At 61.0% G+C, this 21354-nt stretch carries 17 protein-coding genes; 8 read left to right on the plus strand and 9 right to left on the minus strand.

What is annotated here, in order from left to right; translation table 11 throughout:
- Positions 1-4: 4 nt before the first annotated feature.
- Together tsaE and ALTER154_RS06045 are read right to left on the minus strand one after the other, a co-directional pair.
- Positions 5-472, minus strand: coding sequence for a tRNA (adenosine(37)-N6)-threonylcarbamoyltransferase complex ATPase subunit type 1 TsaE (gene tsaE, locus ALTER154_RS06040; protein ID WP_160085660.1), 468 nt, complete (start codon positions 470-472; stop codon positions 5-7).
- Positions 460-1959, minus strand: coding sequence for an NAD(P)H-hydrate dehydratase (locus tag ALTER154_RS06045; protein ID WP_160085661.1), 1500 nt, complete (start codon positions 1957-1959; stop codon positions 460-462). The genes tsaE and ALTER154_RS06045 overlap by 13 nt, the downstream gene beginning before the upstream one ends.
- A 60-nt stretch (positions 1960-2019) precedes the next feature.
- On the opposite strand from ALTER154_RS06045, the gene queG reads away from it, so the two are divergent.
- Positions 2020-3081, plus strand: coding sequence for a tRNA epoxyqueuosine(34) reductase QueG (gene queG / locus ALTER154_RS06050; RefSeq protein WP_160085662.1), 1062 nt, complete (start codon positions 2020-2022; stop codon positions 3079-3081).
- Between the two features lie 45 nt (positions 3082-3126).
- Here queG and orn read toward each other — a convergent pair whose 3' ends face one another.
- Positions 3127-3669 carry an oligoribonuclease gene (gene orn / locus ALTER154_RS06055; protein ID WP_090249695.1) on the minus strand — a complete coding sequence of 181 codons (543 nt, stop codon included), beginning with the start codon at positions 3667-3669 and terminating at the stop codon, positions 3127-3129.
- Between the two features lie 75 nt (positions 3670-3744).
- Positions 3745-4524: a class I SAM-dependent methyltransferase gene (locus ALTER154_RS06060; RefSeq protein WP_160085663.1), complete on the minus strand. Its 780-nt coding sequence runs from the start codon at positions 4522-4524 to the stop codon at positions 3745-3747.
- Positions 4525-4643: 119 nt separating this feature from the next.
- On the opposite strand from ALTER154_RS06060, the gene rsgA reads away from it, so the two are divergent.
- A complete protein-coding gene (gene rsgA / locus ALTER154_RS06065) occupies positions 4644-5675 on the plus strand; it encodes a small ribosomal subunit biogenesis GTPase RsgA (protein ID WP_160085664.1) in 1032 nt (343 codons plus the stop codon).
- Positions 5676-5723: 48 nt separating this feature from the next.
- On the opposite strand, the gene motB is transcribed toward rsgA, so the two are convergent.
- Together motB and motA are read right to left on the minus strand one after the other, a co-directional pair.
- Positions 5724-6746 (minus strand): flagellar motor protein MotB, encoded by a 1023-nt coding sequence (gene motB, locus ALTER154_RS06070; protein WP_160085665.1) that lies wholly within the window; start codon positions 6744-6746, stop codon positions 5724-5726.
- 8 nt (positions 6747-6754) lie between these two features.
- A complete protein-coding gene (gene motA, locus ALTER154_RS06075; RefSeq protein ID WP_160085666.1) occupies positions 6755-7606 on the minus strand; it encodes a flagellar motor stator protein MotA in 852 nt (283 codons plus the stop codon).
- Positions 7607-7725: 119 nt separating this feature from the next.
- Here motA and ALTER154_RS06080 point away from each other — a divergent pair, with 119 nt between their 5' ends.
- The 5 genes from ALTER154_RS06080 to ALTER154_RS06100 all read left to right on the plus strand — a co-directional run bounded on the left by ALTER154_RS06080 (position 7726) and on the right by ALTER154_RS06100 (position 15170).
- Entirely contained in the window at positions 7726-9240 is a 1515-nt protein-coding gene (locus ALTER154_RS06080) for an HDOD domain-containing protein (protein WP_160085667.1), read from the plus strand.
- A 44-nt stretch (positions 9241-9284) separates the two neighbouring features.
- Positions 9285-10100 carry a rhodanese-like domain-containing protein gene (locus ALTER154_RS06085; RefSeq protein ID WP_160085668.1) on the plus strand — a complete coding sequence of 272 codons (816 nt, stop codon included), beginning with the start codon at positions 9285-9287 and terminating at the stop codon, positions 10098-10100.
- 31 nt (positions 10101-10131) lie between these two features.
- Positions 10132-10998, plus strand: coding sequence for an archaetidylserine decarboxylase (gene asd, locus ALTER154_RS06090; protein WP_160085669.1), 867 nt, complete (start codon positions 10132-10134; stop codon positions 10996-10998).
- Between the two features lie 232 nt (positions 10999-11230).
- Positions 11231-13036, plus strand: a complete 1806-nt coding sequence (locus ALTER154_RS06095; RefSeq protein WP_160085670.1) for a molecular chaperone — start codon at positions 11231-11233, stop codon at positions 13034-13036.
- A gap of 64 nt (positions 13037-13100) precedes the next feature.
- The gene (locus ALTER154_RS06100) at positions 13101-15170 is read left to right on the plus strand and encodes an EAL domain-containing protein (RefSeq protein WP_160085671.1); all 2070 of its coding nucleotides are present in this window, start codon (positions 13101-13103) and stop codon (positions 15168-15170) included.
- 84 nt (positions 15171-15254) lie between these two features.
- Here the strand turns inward: ALTER154_RS06100 and serB are convergent, their stop codons facing one another.
- Positions 15255-16469 carry a phosphoserine phosphatase SerB gene (gene serB / locus ALTER154_RS06105; RefSeq protein WP_160013015.1) on the minus strand — a complete coding sequence of 405 codons (1215 nt, stop codon included), beginning with the start codon at positions 16467-16469 and terminating at the stop codon, positions 15255-15257.
- Between the two features lie 174 nt (positions 16470-16643).
- On the opposite strand from serB, the gene ALTER154_RS06110 reads away from it, so the two are divergent.
- Positions 16644-18179, plus strand: coding sequence for an AhpA/YtjB family protein (locus ALTER154_RS06110; RefSeq protein WP_160085672.1), 1536 nt, complete (start codon positions 16644-16646; stop codon positions 18177-18179).
- 53 nt (positions 18180-18232) lie between these two features.
- On the opposite strand, the gene ALTER154_RS06115 is transcribed toward ALTER154_RS06110, so the two are convergent.
- Positions 18233-18940, minus strand: a complete 708-nt coding sequence (locus ALTER154_RS06115; protein WP_090249727.1) for a membrane integrity-associated transporter subunit PqiC — start codon at positions 18938-18940, stop codon at positions 18233-18235.
- A 155-nt stretch (positions 18941-19095) separates the two neighbouring features.
- Entirely contained in the window at positions 19096-21354 is a 2259-nt protein-coding gene (gene parC, locus ALTER154_RS06120) for a DNA topoisomerase IV subunit A (RefSeq protein WP_160085673.1), read from the minus strand.

The raw sequence follows: 21354 nt of genomic DNA on the forward strand, positions 1-21354 counted from the left end.
AAATTCATGCCCCGACGGCCAAAGTGGCGCACCAGGCGTTGCCGCGTTCGCCTTGCGCCTGCAGATGTAGCGCCCGGCCGGCTCCGTGCGGGCTAATGGTAATGTCCATGTCTGCCTTTGGCAAAACGCCTGCGCCGCGTTGCGGCCACTCGACCAGACACAGGGCATCGCCTTCGAAATAGTCACGAATGCCGAGAAACTCCAGCTCCTCAGGATCAACCAAGCGGTATAGGTCGAAGTGATAGGCCCGTACGGCACCTAACTCATAGGGTTCGACCAAGGTAAAGGTCGGGCTTTTCACCGCCCCTACATGCCCCAGGCCGCGAATGATGCCGCGCGACAAGGTGGTTTTACCGGCACCGAGATCGCCATGTAGGTAGATCACGCCAACGCCGCCGGTCGCCTCAGCGATGCGCGCGCCCAGCGCCAGCATCGCCTCTTCATCGGCGGCAAACAGTTCTAATTCAGACACGCAGACTGCTCCTGCAACAATTGACGAATAACCGCACATAAATCACTGGCCGCCAGACCACGGCCCTGCAGCGCCAACTGCTCACCCGCGCAGGCATGCAGATAGACCGCCAGTTGGGCCGCTTCCGGCGCAGGCAGCCCCTGGGCTAGCAGCGCACCGATCAACCCGGCCAACACATCGCCCAAGCCAGCGCCGGCCATGACGGGATGGCCACGATCACACAACCACAAACCACCATCCGGTGCAGCAATCAGGCTGCCTGCGCCTTTAAGCACGCATACCGTTTGATGGCGCCGGGCCAGGGCTCGTGCGGCGGCCGGACGATCGGCCTGCACCTCGGCCGTGCTAATACCCAGCAAGCGCGCTGCCTCGCCGGGGTGTGGCGTCAACACGGCACCTGCTGGTAACTGGACCTGCGCGCGCGCCAACAGGTTCAGCGCATCAGCATCCCACACCTGCGCAGCGCGGCTGACGGAAGCCGCCGACAGCAGACTGCGCCCCCATGCATCCTGCCCCAGCCCCGGCCCGACTACCCAGACGCTGGCATTCGCGCCCAGCGCCAGCAACTGGTTGGCCGAGGCCACGCCAGCGGCCATTACCTCGGGTAAGCGCGCCTGCGCTGCAGACAAATACTCACCACGGGTCGCCAGACTGACCAGCCCGGCACCCGCGCGCAGTGCGCTTTCCGCCGCCAACAGACCGGCGCCGGCAAAGCCACGATCCCCGCCCACGACTAACACATGGCCTAACTGGCCCTTGTGCACGCTGCGCGAACGAACCGGCAACTGCGGCAAGCTGGCCTGCGTCAAGCGCTGCGCGGTAAAGGCTTGAGCAGCGACCAGAGCCGCATCGGCCTGCAGATCGTCAAACTGCAATTCACCCAGATAATCCGCCGACTGCCCGGTAAACAGGCCCAGTTTCAGGCCGATCAGGGTGACCGTCAGTTGCGCACGCACAGCGACGGCCAGCACTTGGCCGGTATCGGCGCAGAGCCCGGACGGAATATCCACCGCCAGTACCGGCAGACCACTGACATTCAACAACCGGATAGCCTGGGCATACGGTTCGCGTACTGCGCCTTGCAAACCCGTGCCAAGCAGAGCATCGAGCACTACGCCCTGCAGCTCGATGCACTCGCTCCAGGGCTGCACCGCCACACCAGCAGCCAGCGCATGGTCACGGGCCAACGCGGCATCGCCCTGCAGCTGCGCCGCATCGCCGACCGCCAGCACCTGCACCCGCCAGCCCGCACGCAACGCCAAGGCCGCCACCAGATAGCCGTCACCTGCGTTATTACCGCGCCCGGCCAGCACCGTCAGCACACCGGCATCTGGCCAGCGCCGACGCAAAGCACGCCAGATGGCATGCGCGGCGCGGCTCATCAGCTCGAAACCCGGCGTGCCAGCAGCGATCAATCGCGCATCCAGCTCACGCACTTGGGCGGCGCTGTACAGCGGCAGAGGAAGATTGTCAGGCGAATGCAGCATGCGTCGGCTCCGATGTCTGGCAGAATTATACCCACCTGCGCCCCGGTTACCCGCCCTCATATGAACACTGACACCCTTGACCTTATCGCCCTCGCCCAGTCGATCAAAGACTGGGGCCGCGAGCTGGGCTTTCAGCAGGTCGGGATTGCCGATGTGCAACTGGGCGAACACGAGGCGCACCTGCAGCGCTGGCTGGATGCGGGTTACCAGGGCGAGATGGACTATATGGCCGCCCACGGCAGCAAACGTTCCCACCCGGACGAACTGGTGCCTGGCACCCTGCGCGTGGTATCGCTGCGCATGGACTACCTGCCCGGCGACACGCAAATGGTCCAGCGCCTCGGTGAGCCGGAAAAAGCCTATGTATCGCGCTACGCCCTGGGCCGCGATTACCACAAGCTGATCCGTAAGCGCCTGCAGCAGCTGGCCGAACGCATTCAGCAGCAGATCGGGCCGTTCGGCTACCGCGCCTTTGTCGACAGCGCGCCAGTGCTGGAGAAGGCCATCGCCGAACAGGCCGGGCTTGGCTGGATCGGCAAGAATACCCTGGTACTCAACCGCAAGGCCGGTAGCTACTTCTTTCTCGGCGAGCTGTTTGTCGACCTGCCGCTGCCGGTGGACCCGCCTCACGCCAGCGAACATTGCGGACGTTGTACGGCCTGTATGGATATCTGCCCGACCGCCGCCTTTGTCGGCCCCTATGTGCTGGATGCGCGGCGCTGTATTTCCTACCTGACCATCGAGCTAAAGGGTTCGATTCCAGAGGAACTGCGTGCACCGATTGGCAACCGGGTGTTCGGCTGCGACGACTGCCAAATGGTCTGCCCGTGGAACCGCTTTGCCAAACCCACCGAACAGGGCGACTTCCAACCGCGCCATAGCCTGGACAATGCCGAGCTGGCCGAACTGTTCGGCTGGAGCGAAGACGAATTTCTTAACCGCACCGAGGGCTCGCCGCTACGCCGCGCCGGCTACGAGCGCTGGCTACGCAACCTGGCCGTCGGCCTGGGCAACGCGCCCTCAAGCATCCCAGTGTTAGAAGCACTCAAAGCACGCCGCGAGCATCCATCAGAATTAGTGCGCGAGCACGTCGAATGGGCGCTGGCGCGCCACGGCCTGTAACCGAGCACGCAGAAAAAAGCCCGCAGTAGCGGGCTTTTTCGTGCATCACACTTTAAGAAAGTGCTGACGGTAGTGCTTCAACTCGGCGATGGACTCGCGAATATCATCCAGCGCCTGGTGTGTGCCCTGCTTCTGGAACGATTCCTTGACCTGCGGCGCCCACAGGCCAGCAAGGATTTTCAGGGTCGACACATCCAGATAGCGGTAGTGAAAGTAGGCTTCCAGGTTCTGCATGTACTTGTAGAGGAAGCGCCGGTCCTGGCCAATGCTGTTGCCGCAGATCGGCGACTTACCCTTTGGCACCCACTGTTCAAGGAAGGCGATGGTCATGGCTTCCGCTTCGGCCGGACCAATGGTGCTTTCCCGTACGCGCTGGGTCAGGCCGCTCTGCCCGTGAGTACGGGTGTTCCACTCATCCATACCGGCGAGCAACTCATCACTCTGGTGCACGGCAATCACCGGGCCCTCGGCGAGGATGTTCAGATCGCTGTCGGTCACGATGGTGGCCATCTCGATGATGACGTCTGTTTCAGGCTCCAGACCGGTCATTTCCAGGTCGATCCAGATCAGGTTATTGGCGTTCTGCATGCGCGGCTCCTCAACTAAGACCGACAGTTTAACAGGCCGCCGGAAAACTACTGCGCTCGGCAGACAGCATTGCACTCAAGCCGCGCCGCGCATGCGCCACACCAGTAGCCGCGACTTGCGCCAGTCGTGCAATTCGATCTGCTGATCCGCTGGCTGCCCCGGCACCTCAAAGGTGTTGCTGACCAGCAGACTTCCGGGCGACATCTGCGCGCAGGCCTTGGTCCACAGCTCGGGCATCGGCGCAGGCGAGAGGAAGCAATACACCACATCGAATAGCGAAAGGTCGGTACGCCAGAGGTTTTCGTAGCGAATCTGGCAATTGCGCTGAGGCACGGCACGCAACCAGGCGATGGCGAAGGACAGCGGCGCGGTCTCAACACCAACAAACTGTGCCTGCGGATAATGGCGGGCCAAGCTCAGCAGCGTACCGGCAGGACCACAGCCCAGATCAATAAAACGAAACTGCGCAGGCTGCAGGCCAAGAACAGCGTGCAAATGCTGACGCGCATCGGCAGCGGTCAGGTACAAGGGCACCCGCTCGCCAAAGCTGTTCCAGTTGAGCAACAACAACAGAACAAAACCGCCGAGAAACACCCAGGATGGCAGCGGCGCACCACTGGCCAGTAACAGCGCCGGAACGAATAGCAGATTTAATCCGCACCACCAGCGCGACAATCCCAGATAACGCGCCAGCGTGGCAGCCAGCAACCCTTGCAGCAGGCCGGCCGCCATTAAGGTCGGACGCCAGGGTGACAGCTGAGCGATCAGGTACAGCGCCAAACCGACCAGCAGGGTTGCCCCCAGCTGAGCAGACAACGCCAGCAACGCCGGATAGTGGCGAACAACGCGCAACATGCAGACTCCTCAACCACCCGACCGATGATGCGCCGCAGTTTAGCTGCGCCAGCAGCTCAATTGGCAGCCCGTGCTAGACTCGCGACCGTTTATTGCGCAATTCAACTCTCGGAAGACCCATGGCCAAACGCCAACTCAACCGCCGGCAAAACTGGCGTATCGAAAAAATTCAGGGCGAGCGTGCTGCCCGCGCCGCCAAACGCGAGTCGCAGGCTGTACAGATTCTTGAAGGTGGCGATCTCGGCCCGGAACAGACCGGCCTGGTCATCGCGCACTTCGGCGTACAGGTCGAAGTAGAAGCGCTGGATGGCGAATTGGCCGGCCAGGTATTCCGCTGCCACTTGCGCGCCAACCTGCCGGCCATGGTCACCGGTGACCAAGTGGTATGGCGCGCCGGCAACCAGGGCATAGGCGTGATCGTGGCACAACTGCCGCGCAGCACTGAACTTTGCCGCCCGGACACTCGCGGCCAGCTCAAGCCAGTGGCTGCCAACGTCGACCTGATCGTGATCGTCTTCGCCCCACTGCCCGAGCCCCACGCCAACCTGATCGATCGCTACCTAGTGGCAGCCGAGCACGCAGGCATCCGCCCACTGCTGCTGCTGAACAAGACCGACCTGCTGGATGAGCAGAACGCCGTAGCCCTCAACCGCATGCTCGGCGTGTATCGCGAACTCGGTTATCCGCTGCTGGAAGTATCGGCCCACGGCGGCGACGGCATGCAACAGCTGCAACAGCAACTTGATGGCCACGTGAGCGTCTTCGTCGGCCAGTCAGGCGTCGGCAAATCATCGCTGGTCAACAGCCTGCTGCCAGAAGTCGATACCCGCGTCGGGCCGCTCTCAGAACTGACCGGCAAAGGCACGCACACCACCACCACTGCTCGGTTGTTCCACTTTCCAGGCGGCGGCGAACTGATCGACTCCCCCGGGATTCGCGAATTCGGCCTGGTGCACGTGAGTCGTGATGACGTCGAAGCCGGCTTTATCGAGTTTCACGACCTGATCGGCCAATGCCGCTTCCGCGACTGCAAGCACGACCGCGAGCCGGGTTGTGCCCTGCTCAAAGCCCTGGAAGATGGCCGCCTGCATCCGCAGCGCATGGCCAGCTACCGGCATATCCTGGCCAGCCTGCCAGAAGCCGAGCACTAAGATGCACAAGGCCGCGACAATGCGCGGCCTTGTGTCAGCAGGGCATGCTCACTCAGCGGGCTGATCGAACTGCAGCACGCCTTCTTCGAAGATATTCAAACGTTCACGCAACTGCCCATCCGGCAATGGATCACCAGGTGCGGCAGGCGCAGCCGCAGCCGGTGCTACCGGCGCAGCGCCAGGCACTGCAGGCGCTTCATCTGCCGTGGCATCGCTTTGCTCACCTTCGATGGCGCGCTGTGCCTTCTTGGTCAGTACAACAATATCGATACGCCGGTTGACCGGATTGAGCGGATTCTCGCGGTCAAACAAGGCCGAGGACGCATAACCGACAACCCGCGCGACCTGCTCGTCGTCATAGCCGCCCGCAATCAGCACACGCCGCGCCGCATTGGCTCGGTCTGAAGACAGCTCCCAGTTGCCATAACCACCGCGCCCGACGAAGGGCGCCGCATCGGTATGCCCGCTGACACTGATCTTGTTCGGCACTGCGGCGATGGTGTCGGTCATGGCCAGCAGAATGTCTTCAAAATACGGCTGTAAGCGTGCGCTACCGGAGGCAAACATCGGCCGATTTTCGGCATCCATGATCTGGATGCGCAGACCGTCCTGGGTGATTTCGAAGAGGATCTGGTCCTTAAAGTTCTGCAGCTGAGGGTTTTCTTCAACCTTGTTCTGCAGCTCCTGCAGCAACAACTCCAGTCGCTCGCGCTCGACTTCTTCGGCGACTGATTCGGCCTGCAACTTGTCCACATCGGCCTGGGCATCCTCAGCAGGGCTTTGCTCTTCCTGGGGTTCAGGGTTGAGGGTGCGATCAGGCGCCGGCGTTGGCGTGCCGCCCAGGTCAATCACATACGGGCTGGCGCTTTCCGAGAAGCCTACCGGGTCCTGAAAGTAGCCGGAAATCAACTTCTTCTGCTCAGGCGTCGCCACGGTCATCAGCCACATCACCAGAAAGAACGCCATCATTGCCGTGGCAAAGTCGGCAAAGGCAATTTTCCAGGCGCCTCCGTGATGACCACCGGCAACCTTCTTTACCCGCTTGACGATAATGGGCTGATTGTTTTCCATGCTATGACTCAGCCCCCACGCATGGCCTGTTCAAGCTCGCTAAAGCTTGGACGGTGCGCTGGGAACAGCACCTTGCGGGAGAACTCCACAGCCAGCGACGGCGGCATACCGGAGGCCGAAGCCACCAAACCGGCCTTGATCGCTTCATACACATTCAGCTCTTCCTTGGCGTCGTGCTCCAAGGCAGCAGCTAGGGGACCGAAAAAGCCATAGGACGCCAAGATCCCGAAAAAGGTACCCACCAGTGCAGTACCTACTTTTTGACCAATCTCAGCGTTATCCGCTTCGGCCAAAATCGACATGGTAATCACAATACCCAACACCGCCGCCACGATACCCATGGCCGGCATACCGTCAGCCACCTTTGCGACGGCATGCGCAGGGTGCTCGATTTCTTCCTTGAGGCTGGAAATTTCCATATCGAACAAGCCTTCCAGCTCATGCGGCGCCATGTTGCCGGATGACATGATGCGCAGGTAATCGCAGATGAACGAAGTCATCTGCTGATCTTTAAGGATGCCGGGGTACTTACTGAAAATCGGGCTGGCGGCTGGGTCTTCGACGTCAGCCTCGATGGCCATCATGCCTTCACGACGACTTTTATTGAGAATCTCGTAAAGCAGCTTGAGCACGTCAAGGTAGTAGGCATGCGTGAAGCGCGAGCTGAACATGCTCAGCGACTTCTTGAACACATGCATGAATGCACTGCCTGGGTTGGCTTGCAGAAAAGCACCCAAGGCAGCACCACCGATGATCAATATCTCATAGGGGTGGACCAACGCCATAAACTGGCCGCCCGAGAGGATAAAACCGCCCAACACACAGGCGAATACAACAATGATACCGATGATTTTTGCCATAGAAAGAGACTTGCCAGAGAGGGTAGAAAGGGGCTTTGCAAAACAACCCTTCTATTTATCGGAAGTTTTGCGCGAGACTATAGCCAGTTAAGGTCAAAAGCCAGCTTGTCTCAACCCGCATGCCAAAGCCCGCCTCTTATCCGCGCACCCTGACAGACTGGCTCAAGCAGCTAGACAGCCAGCTATTGCCTGCGTCCAGTGATAGCCAGCAGAAGCTGCGCCGCGCCTTGGCAGACAGCAATCGTTCCATGCGTGAGCTGGCTGACTTGATGCAGAGCTGCCCCGCGCTGGCGCTCAGCGTGTTGCGCGAAGCCAACCGCAAGAGCAGCGGCCTCAGTGAGCAAACCGAAAGCCTGGAGGCCGCCATCAGCCGCCTCGGCATCAAGCGCACCGAACAGCTGCTCAACGCCCTCCCGGCCATGCCCGAGCAGGAACTGCCGAAAGCGCTACGGCAAATCCTGCTAATCAGCCAACACGCCAGTCACCAGGCAAATGGTCTATTTGCAGGCCGCCTGGCAAGGCTGTGGCAGGAAATACACTGGGGCAGTCTGCTGTTTCTGGCGCCAATATGGACGTTGCTTGCAGCGCACCCTGAACTGTTCGAGGTGTGGGAGCAGCGTGTGTTGGTCAAGGGCGAAGCCGCAAGCAAGGTTGAACAAGAGCTGCTGGGCGTACCGTTACTTAAATTGTGCTTGGCACTGAGTGAGCAGTGGCATTTGCCAGAATGGGTCATCCAGGGCTATCGACTGCTGGTCAGCGACCGACGCCTGCTGGTCAAAGCGCTGCACATTGCCCGCGACAACGAACACCCACTGCACCAGCAGCAAATCCTCGACGCAGACAGCAACCTGCGCCGCTGGCTGACGCAGCCAGCCAACAGCATTCTGTTGGCCAACGGCCTGGCGCTTTCCGCGCACTACGCGTGGAATAGCCCGCACAGCCTGCGCTGGCAGCGTTTGACCGGTTTATTCCTGCAACTGCCGCTCGATAACGTGCAACAGCTGCTGCACCAGAATGCTGTTAGCAGCGCCCGACAGATGGCCAGCACCGACCTTTGGCGCCCCGCCGAAGCGCTGCTCTGGCCATGGCAGGCGCGACACCTGCAAGCCATAGTCGAGCAACCCAAGCCCGCAGTTATCAGTGAATGGCGCCAGCAATGCGCGCAACTGCTCGCCCAACCCAGCGCATTCAGCAATGTGCTGCAACTCACCGCCTGCGCCAATCAGGCTATCCAGGCCTGCGGCATGCAGCGGGTACTGATTTTACTGGCCGACCGCAATCACACACGCCTGATGGCCCAGCAGCAGAGTGGCCTGGACAAAGCCGCCGCCAGCCTCAGCCTGGATCCGCAGCAAAGCCAGGTGCTGCGCCGCCTGCTCAGCGCTCCCGCGCAGCTAAAACTCAGCCCAGCCAACATCGCGCAGTTTTCCGCCATGCTGCCTGGCTCGCTGAAAAGCCTGTTCCCCAGCGAGCACTTGCTGATTCGCTCGATTGCCAGTAACAACCGCGTGGTCATGCTGATCTTCGCCGACCAGAGCGGCCGGGCGCTGAGCGATGCCGGCATGCAGGGCTTCGGCAAAACCGTGCAATGCATTGAGCGCGCCCTGACCAGCTTTGCCAACCGCGGGCGCTAGGCTTTCCGCTACAATCCGTCCTTTCCTGTCAAAAGAGGCCTGGCATGACCGCCTTCGCTGAGCTGCCCCTGCTGATCGAACCTGCGCACCTGGCCAGCCGCCTGGATGCACCCGAGCTGATCCTGGTCGACTTGACCAGCAGCGCCCGCTACGCCGCCGGCCACATTCCGGGCGCATATTTTGTCGACCCCAAGCGCACCCAACTGGGACAACCGCCGGCGCCAGGCTTGCTGCCAGAGCAGGCTCAACTTGAGCAACTGTTCGGTGAGCTAGGGCATAACCCCAACGCGGTTTATGTGGTGTACGACGATGAAGGCGGCGGCTGGGCCGGACGCTTTATCTGGCTGCTGGATGTAATTGGTCACACGCGTTACCACTACTTAGACGGCGGCCTGCATGCTTGGCTGGCAGAAGAGCGCGAACTCAGCACAGCAGTCCCCGCTGCCCACACGCAGCCCGCTGCGCTGCAACTGGACAGCGCACCAACCGCCACGCGCGAATACCTGCTAAGTCGCCTCGGCGCTGCCGACCTGGCGATCTGGGATGCCCGCGCACCAGCCGAATACCGTGGCGAGAAAGCCCTGGCCCAAAAAGCTGGGCATATTCCTGGCGCGATCAACTTTGAATGGACCGCCGGCATGGACCCTGCCCGTGCATTGCGCGTCCGCCAGGATATCCAGGCGCAACTCAGCAGCCTCGGTATCACGGCCGATAAAGAAATCATCACCCACTGCCAGACTCACCACCGCTCAGGCTTCACCTACCTGGTAGCCAAGCTCCTTGGCTACCCGCGGGTCAAAGCCTACGCAGGCTCATGGGGCGAGTGGGGCAATCATCCGGACACGCCGGTCGAGCGCTGAACACCTGCCGACCGCCAGCCACTTTTAAGGAATGTTAATGAAAGACCGCCTGTTTATCCTCAGCCAGTACCTGCTGCCGCACCACCTACTGTCGCGTCTGATTGGCTGTGCCGCCGAATGCCGCGTCGGCTGGTTCAAGAATCGTCTGATCGGCTGGTTCGCCAAGCAGTACCACGTCAACATGAAAGAAGCCCAGGTCGAAGACCTGACTGCTTTTGCTCATTTCAATGACTTTTTTACCCGCGCCCTGAAAGATGGCGCCCGCCCGCTCGACAGCAGCCCTGGCGCCGTGCTCTGCCCAGCCGATGGCGCAGTCAGCCAACTGGGTAAAATTGAACAAGGCCGGATATTTCAAGCCAAGGGCCACAGCTTCAGCGCGATCGAACTGCTGGGCGGTGACACGGAGCGCGCAGCAGCATTCATGGGAGGTGAGTTCGCCACTATTTACCTGTCGCCCAAGGATTATCACCGCGTGCACATGCCGCTGGCCGGCACGCTGAAAGAAATGGTCTACGTACCCGGTCGACTGTTCTCGGTCAACCAGACAACCGCAGAGAACGTGCCTGAACTGTTTGCCCGCAATGAGCGCGTGGTCTGTCTGTTCGACACCGAGCGCGGCCCGATGGCCGTGGTGCTGGTCGGCGCCATGATCGTGGCGTCGATCGAAACCGTCTGGGCGGGCCTGGTGACACCGCCAAAACGCATGCTGAAAACATTCAGTTACGATGAAGCCGCCCGCGCACCGATCGTGCTGGACAAAGGCGCAGAACTCGGACGTTTCAAACTGGGCTCTACCGCCATCGTACTGTTTGGCCCGGAGCAGGTGCAGTGGGCTGAAGAACTAGCCGCCAACAGCCCCGTCCAGATGGGCCAACGTCTCGGCGCAGCACGCGGCTAACCCTCAAAACCTGGCGTTGTCCGCGCATGCGGACAGTGTCGTGACGACCGCTCAGAGTGAACCTCTGAGCATGAAAACCAGTCACAACAAAGACTTCCAGATGATTTGTGTGTCGCGCCAGCTTGGCAACCCAGCCAAGGACATGGCTGCGAGGCATGCGAGATGCTGCTAGAGTCGAAACATAATTCCTAGACTCACCTGCCTTGCCCGTGTGCTGGAGTATCCGATTTAGATGGATAAACAGAATTCTCACTTGCTACTGCGCGTTACCACGCCGGATAAGCAAAGCCTGTCATTCTGCGACGCCAGTCCTCGTGATCTGAAGAAATGGGTCGACGGCCTACCCAAAGCCAATATCGGTGAAACCGCACGCCAGCTTTACCAAGCACTGGTCGAGCTCAACCAACTGCTGACGCCCTCGGAAAATCGCCTGCAACTGCTGGAAATTCTCCGACCGGAAATCTACTTCGTCTGCAAACAGCTGGAAAAGCACTTCCTCAACCAAGCCATCGTGCTGGATGAGCGGCCACGCAAGGTCGCCAACCTTTGCCAGGCCCTGCAAAACCACCTGGCAATTGGCTATAAACTGATCGTGGCACGCCTGGCTGCACAGCCTGGCCGCGAACGGCATCAACTGCTTGCCGTTGCCCTGCAGCGTGCAACCCATAGCCTGTGCGGCCCGTTGATTCGTGCCAGCCAACTTTACTGTCCGGTTCCTGAAGGCCTTTGGCTTGAGCTGCATCAGCTTTACCAGATCGCCCTGGCACGCAGCCTGCACAAGACCATGATTCGTGATACTCAGGCCCTGCGCACGCAAGGCCTGAGCACCGAACAAAGCTACCTGGTAGCTCTACTGCTCGGCTGCGCGCGCTGCAACCAGATGCGCCAAAGCGCCATCGCACGCTTGGCAGAAGTGCTTGAGCCTTGGAGCGCGCTGGCCACACTACAGGCTGGCGATGAGCCGTCCAGCCTGTTCGCTGTAGCCCCGCAACTGGACGGTCCGCCCCGCTATATTTCGCTGTTTCAGCAAACCGAGCTGCACAAAGCGCTCGGAATCGACCCCAGCCAACTGGTCGACGCCATCAAAGAGCACCTGCTGCTGCCGGCCGAAAATATTGCTCAATCACGCCTGACCGTGCCCGAAGGCTTCAGTCACGACATGCTGCAGCATCTGGCGGCAGCCTGGGGCGATATAGCCGAGCGCACCTTCCAGCGCAGCCAGGGCCAAGGCGCACTGACGCTGTGTATCGGAATGAGTGCGCTGCACTTCTACTTGGCGGGCAAGCGTCCGTTCAACGAGGTGCTGCAAGTTCCGGTGACAACCAATGCAGCGGTCTTCAAGGCTGACACCGGCGCACCGGATATCTGGTCAAACGCTTTCGACGCCCAGAAGAGCAACCAGTGGGAAAACGGCCTGCCCTTCGAAGAGATTCAGTACAACAAGCCACATCAGTCCAATCAGCCCGACGAAGCCAATAGCCAGGAAAGCTACCCTACCTACGAAGTGGCTATCGTCAATATCAGCCCTGGCGGCTATTGCCTGTCATGGCCGAAAGACGTGCCGAACCAGCTCCAAGCCGGCGAGCTGCTTGGCGTACAAGGTCTGCCGCGGCAGGGCTGGAGCATTGCTGTAGTGCGCTGGATTCGCCAGGTTCGCGGCGGTGGCACGCAGATGGGAATTGAACTGATTGCCCCTCACGCCCAAGCCTGCGGTCTGCAACTGGTGCGCAAAGCGGAGCAAAACAGCCAGTACCTGCGCGCCCTGCTACTGCCGGAAATCAGCGCCATCTCCCGCCCCGCCAGCCTGATTACCGCACGCCTGCCATTCCAGGAAGGCAACAAAGTCAGTATCAACCTGAATGGCAATGAACACCGCGCAGTACTGAGTCGCAGACAGACCAGCACCGGCAGTTTCAACCAGTTCGAATACCGGGGTGTCGAGCAGATCGGCAGTGAGCAAGGGAAGCCCGTCACAGCGCCGAAAAGCCGCACGCCAGGCGGGGAGGAAGACTTTGACTCACTCTGGAAGTCGCTGTAGATTGCCGACGCACTCCCTTTTGTCGCCTTTTCGCGCCCGTTCGGCGCAGATTTGATACCACACCATGGCCATTGATAAAAAAACCATTCGGCTACTGATCCTCGAAGATTCGCAGAACGAGGCTGAACGCCTGGTCAGCCTGTTCCGCAACGCCGGACGGGCAACCCGCGTGCATCGTTTGACCTCCAGCGACGACCTCGCCGAGGCCCTGCAACAGAGCTGGGACTTGTTGATCTGTGCCCCAAGCAGTGAACAACTCCCCCCAGGTGAGGCGATCGGCGCGATCCGCCGCCAGGCAAAAGACATTCCGGTCATTCAACTGCTTGCTGATAATGACTCCGACAGCGTCACCGAAGCCTTGATGCTCGGCGCCCAGGACGCATTGCCGCAGGGTGAAGACGAACGCCTGATACTGGTTGCCAAGCGCGAGCTGGCCAACTTGGAAGAACGCCGGGCTCGCCGCGCCTCGGAAGTCGCCCTGCGCGAGGCGGAAAAACGTTGCCAGCTGCTACTCGACAGCTCCGTGGATGCCATCACTTACGTGCACGATGGCATGCATATTTATGCCAACCGCGCCTACCTGGAACTGTTCGCCTACGAAGATGCCGATGAGCTGGAAGGCATGCCGATGATCGATTTGATCGGCAGCAGCGACCAATCCAGCTTTAAGGACTTCCTGAAGAATTATCAAAGCGTCGAAGGCAATGCGGAGCTCCACTGCGCTGGGATCAAAGCCAATGGCCAGAGTTTCCCGGCACAGATGAGCTTCTCCCCGGCAACCTACGATGGCGAACCGTGCATTCAGGTGGTGATTCGCGCCGAGACGGGTAACGCCGAACTGGAAGAGAAACTCCGCGAGATCAGCACGCAGGACCTGGTCACGGGTTTGTTCAACCGCACCCATTTCCTTGAGCTGATGGACAGTGCAGCAGAGCGTGCAGTAAATGCGGGCCAGCCATCCTGCCTGGCCTACATCAGGGTCGACCGCTACGCCAGCCTGCTGGCCGACATCGGCCTGGCGGGCATCGACATCCTGCTCACCGACCTGGCTAATCTGCTGCGCGCGCACTTTGGTGCCGACGCACAACTCGCTCGCTTTGGTGATGATGTATTTACGGTGCTGCAGCCCGGCATCAACCCGGAAAGCACCCGCGAGCTTCTCAACGGCCTGCTGAAAAAAGTTGAAGGCCACTTGTTCGATGTCAGTGGTCGTACGGTTCAAAGCACCCTGTCGATTGGTGTGGCCGGGCTCAACGAGAAGACCGCCAAGGCTCAGGAAGTGGTCGACCGCGCTCACCGTTGCGCCGACGACTTGAGCGATGGCAACGCGATCAAACTGTTCAACCCAGCTGATGAGCTGGCCGCAGCGGCAAGCCGCGGCAATATCGTCGCCATGATTCAACAAGCGCTGGAGAAGAACAGCTTCCGCCTGCTGTTCCAGCCGATCATCAGTTTGCGCGGCGACAGCTTTGAGCACTATGAAGCGCTGCTGCGCTTGGTCGGCCCGCAGGGCGAAGAGATTCCGCCGACAGAACTGTTCAATGCCGCGAAAGACGCGGGGCTTGCTGAAAAGATTGATCGCTGGGTCATCCTTAACTCGATCAAACTGCTGGCGGACCACCGCAGCAAAGGCCACAACACCCGCCTGTTTGTGCACCTTTCAAGCGCCAGCTTGCAGGACCCAACCCTGCTGCCTTGGCTAAGCGTAGCCCTGAAAGCGGCGCGTTTGCCCTCAGACTCGCTGGTATTCCAGTTCAGCGAGCCGGATGCAATTGCTTACCTCAAGCAGGCCAAAGCCATCACCCAAGGCCTCAACGAGCTGCACTGCAAATCGGCGATTACCCAGTTCGGCTGCTCACTGAACCCGTTCAACACCCTCAAGCACCTGCACATCGACTTCGTAAAGGTCGACAGTTCCTTCTCTCAGGACCTGAGCAGTGCAGAAAACCAGGAAGCCCTGAAAACCCTGCTGGCCAGCCTGCACTCTCAGGCCAAGCTGACCATCGTGCCCTTTGTCGAGAGCGCCAGCGTGCTGGCTACGCTCTGGCAGGCCGGGGTCAACTATATCCAGGGACATTACCTGCAGGGCCCAAGCCAGTCGATGGATTACGACTTCTCGGCCGGCGATGAGTAAGGCTGTGCACTGACGCACCTGACTGATGGCCATAAATAATCAGCACTAAAAAGCCGCCCTAGGGCGGCTTTTGTTTACCGGTGTTTACTCCAGGCCGTCGCGGTCGCGAAAACCCAGCAAGTAGAGAATGCCATCCAGCCCCAGAGTCGAAATCGCCTGCTTGGCCGATTGTTTGACCAGCGGCTTGGCACGGAACGCCACGCCCAACCCGGCAATGGCCAGCATCGGCAGGTCATTGGCGCCATCACCCACGGCAATGGTCTGCTCCAGGCGCAAACCTTCCTTGGCCGCCAACTCGCGCAATAAGTCGGCTTTGCGCTGGGCATCGACAATCGGCTCGACTGCGACACCCGTGACCAAACCATCAACGATCTGCAGTTCGTTGGCGAACACATAGTCGATGCCCAGCTTGGCCTGCAGCTGCTTGGCAAAGTATGTGAAACCACCGGAAAGAATCGCCGTCTTGTAACCCAGGCGACGAAGCTCGCTGAACAAGGTTTCTGCGCCTTCAGTAAGGCGCAACGAAGCGCCGATATCGGCCAACACGGTTTCCGGCAGGCCCTTGAGCAGCGCCAGACGCTCGCGGAAGCTGGCGGCAAAATCCAGCTCGCCGCGCATCGCGCGCTCGGTAATCTCAGACACTTGCTCACCGACGCCAGCAGCCTTGGCCAGCTCGTCGATCACTTCGGCCTCGATCAGCGTCGAATCCATGTCGAACACCGCCAGGCGGCGATTGCGACGAAACAGCGAATCGCGCTGGAAGGCAATATCGACATTCAGCTCCTGCGCCACGCTAAGGAACTCAGCACGCAGAGCAGCCGGATCGGCCGGCTCGCCCCGCACCGAGAACTCGATGCAGCCCTTGCCCTGCTCGGCCGGCATATCCAACGGCATACGCCCGGACAGACGGTCTATATGGTCGATATTCAGGTCATACCGCGCGGTAATTGCGCTGACCCGCTGCAGCTGCTCGGCGGTGACCTTGCGCGTCAGCAGGGTGACGATATGCCGAGCCTTGCCCTGCCCACTGACCCACTGCTGATAATCAGCCTCGGACACTGGGGTGAAGCGCACCTGCTGATCGAGCTTGTAGGCGGTAAAGAGGATGTCCTTGAGCACCGAAGAGGCGCGCTCGTTATCCGGGATCTCGACCAGAATGCCGAACGAGAGGGTGTCATGGATCACCGCCTGGCCAATATCGAGGATATTCACCCCGCCCTGGGCCAGCACGCCGGTGATGGCAGCAGTCAAACCGGGACGATCTTCGCCGGTGATATTGATCAGGACGATTTCGCGCAAGGCTCGGTCTCCAGTACAGCGTCAGGGGCAGCAGCTTGCTGAACAGGTCACAAGCCGTGGAAAAGGCGCACATTCTACCCATTTTCAGCGGCAAACAGCCACGCACGGCGCTTTGCCCACCGCAGGGGCGCCGCTATACTGCGCGCCAACTACAGTCGACATGAGCCGAGCTCTGTGAACCGGCCCACCCCCGTAAAACCCGATAATTTCTTCCTGCTGCTGTTCCAGGCCCTGCGCCAACGGCGCATTCCCCTGGCCTTACGGATTGTCAGCCATAGCCTGCTGCTGGTGGCCCTGGCCCTGGTGATCTACGGCTGGGTGATCGGCATGCAGTTCAAGCATGCCATGCAGCAACAGGCTGAAGCCTTGGGCACCAGCCTAATCACCCAGACGGCCGCCTCGGCGACCGAGCTGCTGGTGTCCAACGACATCCTCAGCCTCAACGTGCTGCTTAATAACCTGGTGAAAAACCCGCTGGTGGCCCATGCCGCGATCTACAGCGTGGACAACCGCATCCTCGCCGAAGCAGGTTCGCGCCCCAGCCAGAGCATGCTGGGAGAGACCGAGGGGCTGTACTCGACACCCATCACCTTCCAGGAGGTGATCGCCGGGCAGCTGCGTATCAGCCTGGACATGCAGCAGTTCCAGCAACCAATGACCATCAGCCTGCAGAGCATGGGCATCCTCAGCCTGATTTTGCTGGCCCTGACCCTGTCCCTGAGCATGCGCCTGGGCCGGCATATTTCCACGCCGCTGCTGCAGCTGCGCGTCTGGCTGCGCGACCCGGACGACCCGGCGCCCGGCGCTGGCCGTCAGGATGAAATCGGCGACCTGGCGCGCCAGCTGCAAGCACGCCTGGTACCGGAAAAGCCTGCACTGCCAGAAGCAGAAGAAGAGCCGTTCTACGACGACGAGCCGGCCGCCCAGAACGATGATGACTACCTGCCCGAGTCGTTCGATGATGAGCCGGACTTCGAAGTCCGCGACCTGCGCGATGATCGCTTAGATGCGCACGACGAGTTGGCCGAGTCGCTGCATCGCGATGACCAGCCCTACGCCGAGAGCGCAGTGGACGATCCGTTTTCCGAGCTACGCGATCAACCCGAGCGTGAGGCCGCGCCAGCTCCCGCGATCCGGCAGCCACTGCCCAGCGCCGTCCTAGCGATCCAGCTGGGCGCACAGGAACAGCTGCGCCGCTTGCCGCGCACCCGTTTGATGGAGCTGCTGCAGCGTTACCGTGATTGCCTGGACCAGGCTGCCAGCCTGTATCAGGGCGAACTGCACACCTTGAGCGACGGCAGCAGCCTGATGTTGTTCCATCAACTGGATATTGGTGAGGACTACCTGACCCACGCCATCTGCTGCGGCGAACTGATGCGCGCCCTCGGCCATGCCTTGCAGATCGAGGTTGCTGACAGCGGCATTACCCTGCAATTGCAGCTGGGCCTGACCCTGGGTGAAAACCTCAGCGACCTCAGCCAAGGCGATCTACTGCTCAGTGAAACAGCACAAAATGCCTTGGCGCTGTCCCAGCACAGCCGCAACTTGCTGCTGGTTGAACGCAGCATTGCCGATGACGCCCTGGTCAGCCAGCGTGCGCGTATTCGCGCCATTGCCAGCCCGCAAGGTGCATGCTGCGTAGAGCGCTTGCTGGAGCCCTATCCGTCGCTGCTTGAGCGCCAACTCGCACGCATGCACGAAAGTCACTGATCACTCAGCATAAAAAAGCCCGCCAAACAGCGGGCTTTTTTGTGGCGAATGACCTAGAAGCGGAACACTTCCCCTTCACTGCGAATAGGCTCAGCTACGGGAATACGCGGCACATCAGGTACAGCGGGCTTGGCCGGCGCCGGACGGCGAACCGGTGCTGGGGCGACTTGCGGGGCGGGCTTGCCATGGGTTTCCACTGCAGCGGCTAATTGCGCCACCAGTTGCTGCACCACCAGGCTTTGCGCACGCACCTGATCGACGATGCTGCCGCTGTGGGCCTCCTCCAGGCGTACCAGACGCCCGTCGAGCAGCTTGCCGTCAGCACCTGCCAAACGCCACTGTGCCTCCAGTACAGCCGGGCGCTGCGGACCGGAATCCAAGCGGGTGATCGACACGCCCAAACGCACCTGCGGTACAAAGCCTGCAGTCGCCGGTGCCAGTACCAGGCGCTGGCTATTCAAGCGCGAGGCCAACTGGCGCAGAAGCTGCTGATCAATATCCGCCGCCAAACTGCCGGCCCAACGCGCATCTTCGGTGGCGGTTAAGCTGCCATCGGCCTGGCGTTGCAACAGGGCTTCGCGCTGCAGGTAATCGGCAACCGCCACCGGCCCGAGCAGCACAGCAATGCCTTGCTCGGCAGCAGGTACACGGATTTCGCCGCTGTCGAGTTGATACAACGGCGCTTGCTGATAACGCATACAACCCGTCAGGCCAAGCGCACCGGCCAATAGCAAAATTCCGGGGAAACGCAGTGCAGTCATCTCACTCATCCAACCGGCCAGTCTGCCGGCGTGCATACACATTAGGTGCAGGCGGCTCACTTACGTGACCCGCCTTACGGCCGCGTATCATCCTTGAAAGCCGCTCACGACTCCAGCACAGCACTGTGCCGACATGCGTCTGGCGCCGCCGCAGCCTACCCCTGGACTTCGACCAGCAGGCTGTCGACCCGCTGGAAGCCGCGCGGAAGCTTGTTGCCGCGCCGGCCGCGCTCACCTTTGTAGTGCTCCAGGTCATCAGCCTTGAGCGACAGCGTACGCTTACCGGCCTGCAACACCAGCGTCGCACCGGAGGGCAGCACGGCCAGATCGGTGAGGTATTCCTCACGCGAGGCAACCCGCTCACCCGGGATGCCGATGATCTTGTTGCCTTTGCCTTTGCCCAGCTGCGGCAGATCGCGCACGGGGAACAGCAGCAGGCGACCTTCTGTGGTTACCGCGGCCAGCCAGTCTTCTTCGCGATTGGCCAATGGCTTCGGCGGCACCACCAGCGCGCCAGTTGGCAGGCTGAGCAAGGCCTTGCCGGCCTTGTTCTTGGCTTGCAGGTCTTCACCCTTGACCACAAAGCCGTAGCCGGCGTCGGAGGCGATCACATACAACGCATTGTCATCCGGCAGCAACACGCACTCGAAGGTCGCCCCCGGTGGCGGCGTCAGGCGACCGGTCAGCGGCTCGCCCTGACCACGAGCTGAAGGTAACGAATGCGCAGCCAGCGAGTAGCTGCGCCCGGTGGAGTCGATAAACACTGCGTACTGGTTGGAACGGCCTGGCGCGGACGTCTTGAAGGCGTCGCCAGCCTTGTACGAGAGGCCAGTGGCGTCGATATCGTGACCCTTGGCGCAGCGCACCCAACCCTTCTCGGAGATCACCACGGTGACCGGCTCGGTCGGCATCAACTCGGTTTCGCTCAGCGCCTTGGCTTCGGCGCGGGCAACGATCGGCGAACGACGGTCGTCGCCGTATTTTTCGGCGTCGGCCAGAATTTCCTGGCGCACCAGCCTCTTCAGCTTGGTCTCGCTGCCAAGCAGAGCCAGCAGCTTGTCGCGTTCCTTGGCTAGCTCTTCCTGCTCGCCACGGATCTGCATTTCCTCAAGCCGCGCGAGCTGGCGCAGGCGGGTCTCAAGGATGTACTCGGCCTGAATCTCGGTAAGGCCGAAGCGCTCCATCAGCACCGGCTTGGGCGAGTCCTCGGTGCGGATGATGCGGATCACTTCGTCGAGGTTGAGGAAGGCAATCAAGCGGCCTTCCAACAGGTGCAGGCGATGCTCAACCTTGTCCAGACGGAACTGCAGACGACGGCGTACGGTGCCGACGCGGTACTGCAGCCACTCGGTGAGCAGGGTACGCAGGTCTTTTACCGACGGTTTGCCGTCCAGGCCAATCACGTTGGTGTTGACCCGGTAGCTGGACTCCAGCTCGGTGGTGGCGAACAGGTGCTGCATCAGCTCGTCGGCATCCACGCGGTTGGAGCGCGGGATAATCACGATGCGGCACGGGTGCTCGTGGTCCGACTCATCGCGCAGATCGGCAACCATCGGCAGCTTCTTCGCCTGCATCTGCGCGGCAATCTGCTCCAGCACCTTGGCCCCGGACACCTGATGCGGTAGCGACGTCACCACCACATCGCCGTCCTCGACGCGGTATACGGCGCGCATACGCACCGAGCCCTTGCCGGTTTCGTAGATCTTCAGCAGGTCGCTGCGCGGCGTGATGATTTCCGCTTCAGTCGGATAATCCGGGCCGAGAATATGCTCACAGAGCTGCTCGACCGTGGCATTCGGCTCGTCCAGCAGGCGAATACAGGCCGTCGCAACCTCACGCAGGTTATGCGGCGGCACGTCGGTGGCCATGCCCACGGCGATACCGGTGGTGCCGTTGAGCAGAATATTCGGCAGGCGCGCCGGCAGGGTCGCTGGCTCGTTCAGGGTGCCGTCGAAGTTCGGCACCCAGTCCACGGTGCCCTGGCCCAGTTCGGTAAGCAGCACCTCGGAATAGCGCGACAGGCGCGCCTCGGTATAACGCATGGCAGCGAAGGACTTGGGATCATCCGGCGCACCCCAGTTGCCCTGGCCGTCGACCAGGGTGTAGCGGTAGCTGAACGGCTGCGCCATCAGCACCATGGCTTCGTAACAGGCGCTGTCGCCGTGCGGGTGGAACTTGCCGAGCACGTCACCGACAGTACGCGCCGACTTCTTGTGCTTGGAGTCGGCATCCAGGCCCAGCTCGCTCATGGCGTAGACAATACGCCGCTGCACGGGCTTCAGGCCGTCGCCGATATGCGGCAGCGCGCGGTCCATGATCACGTACATGGAGTAATTGAGGTAAGCCTGCTCGGTAAAATCGGCAAGGGAACGGCGTTCAACACCGTCCAGGCTCAAATCGAGGGATTCGCTCAT

Origin of the sequence: Pseudomonas sp. 9AZ (assembly GCF_902506525.1) — a bacterium.
Classification (GTDB): Bacteria; Pseudomonadota; Gammaproteobacteria; order Pseudomonadales; family Pseudomonadaceae; genus Aquipseudomonas; species Aquipseudomonas peli.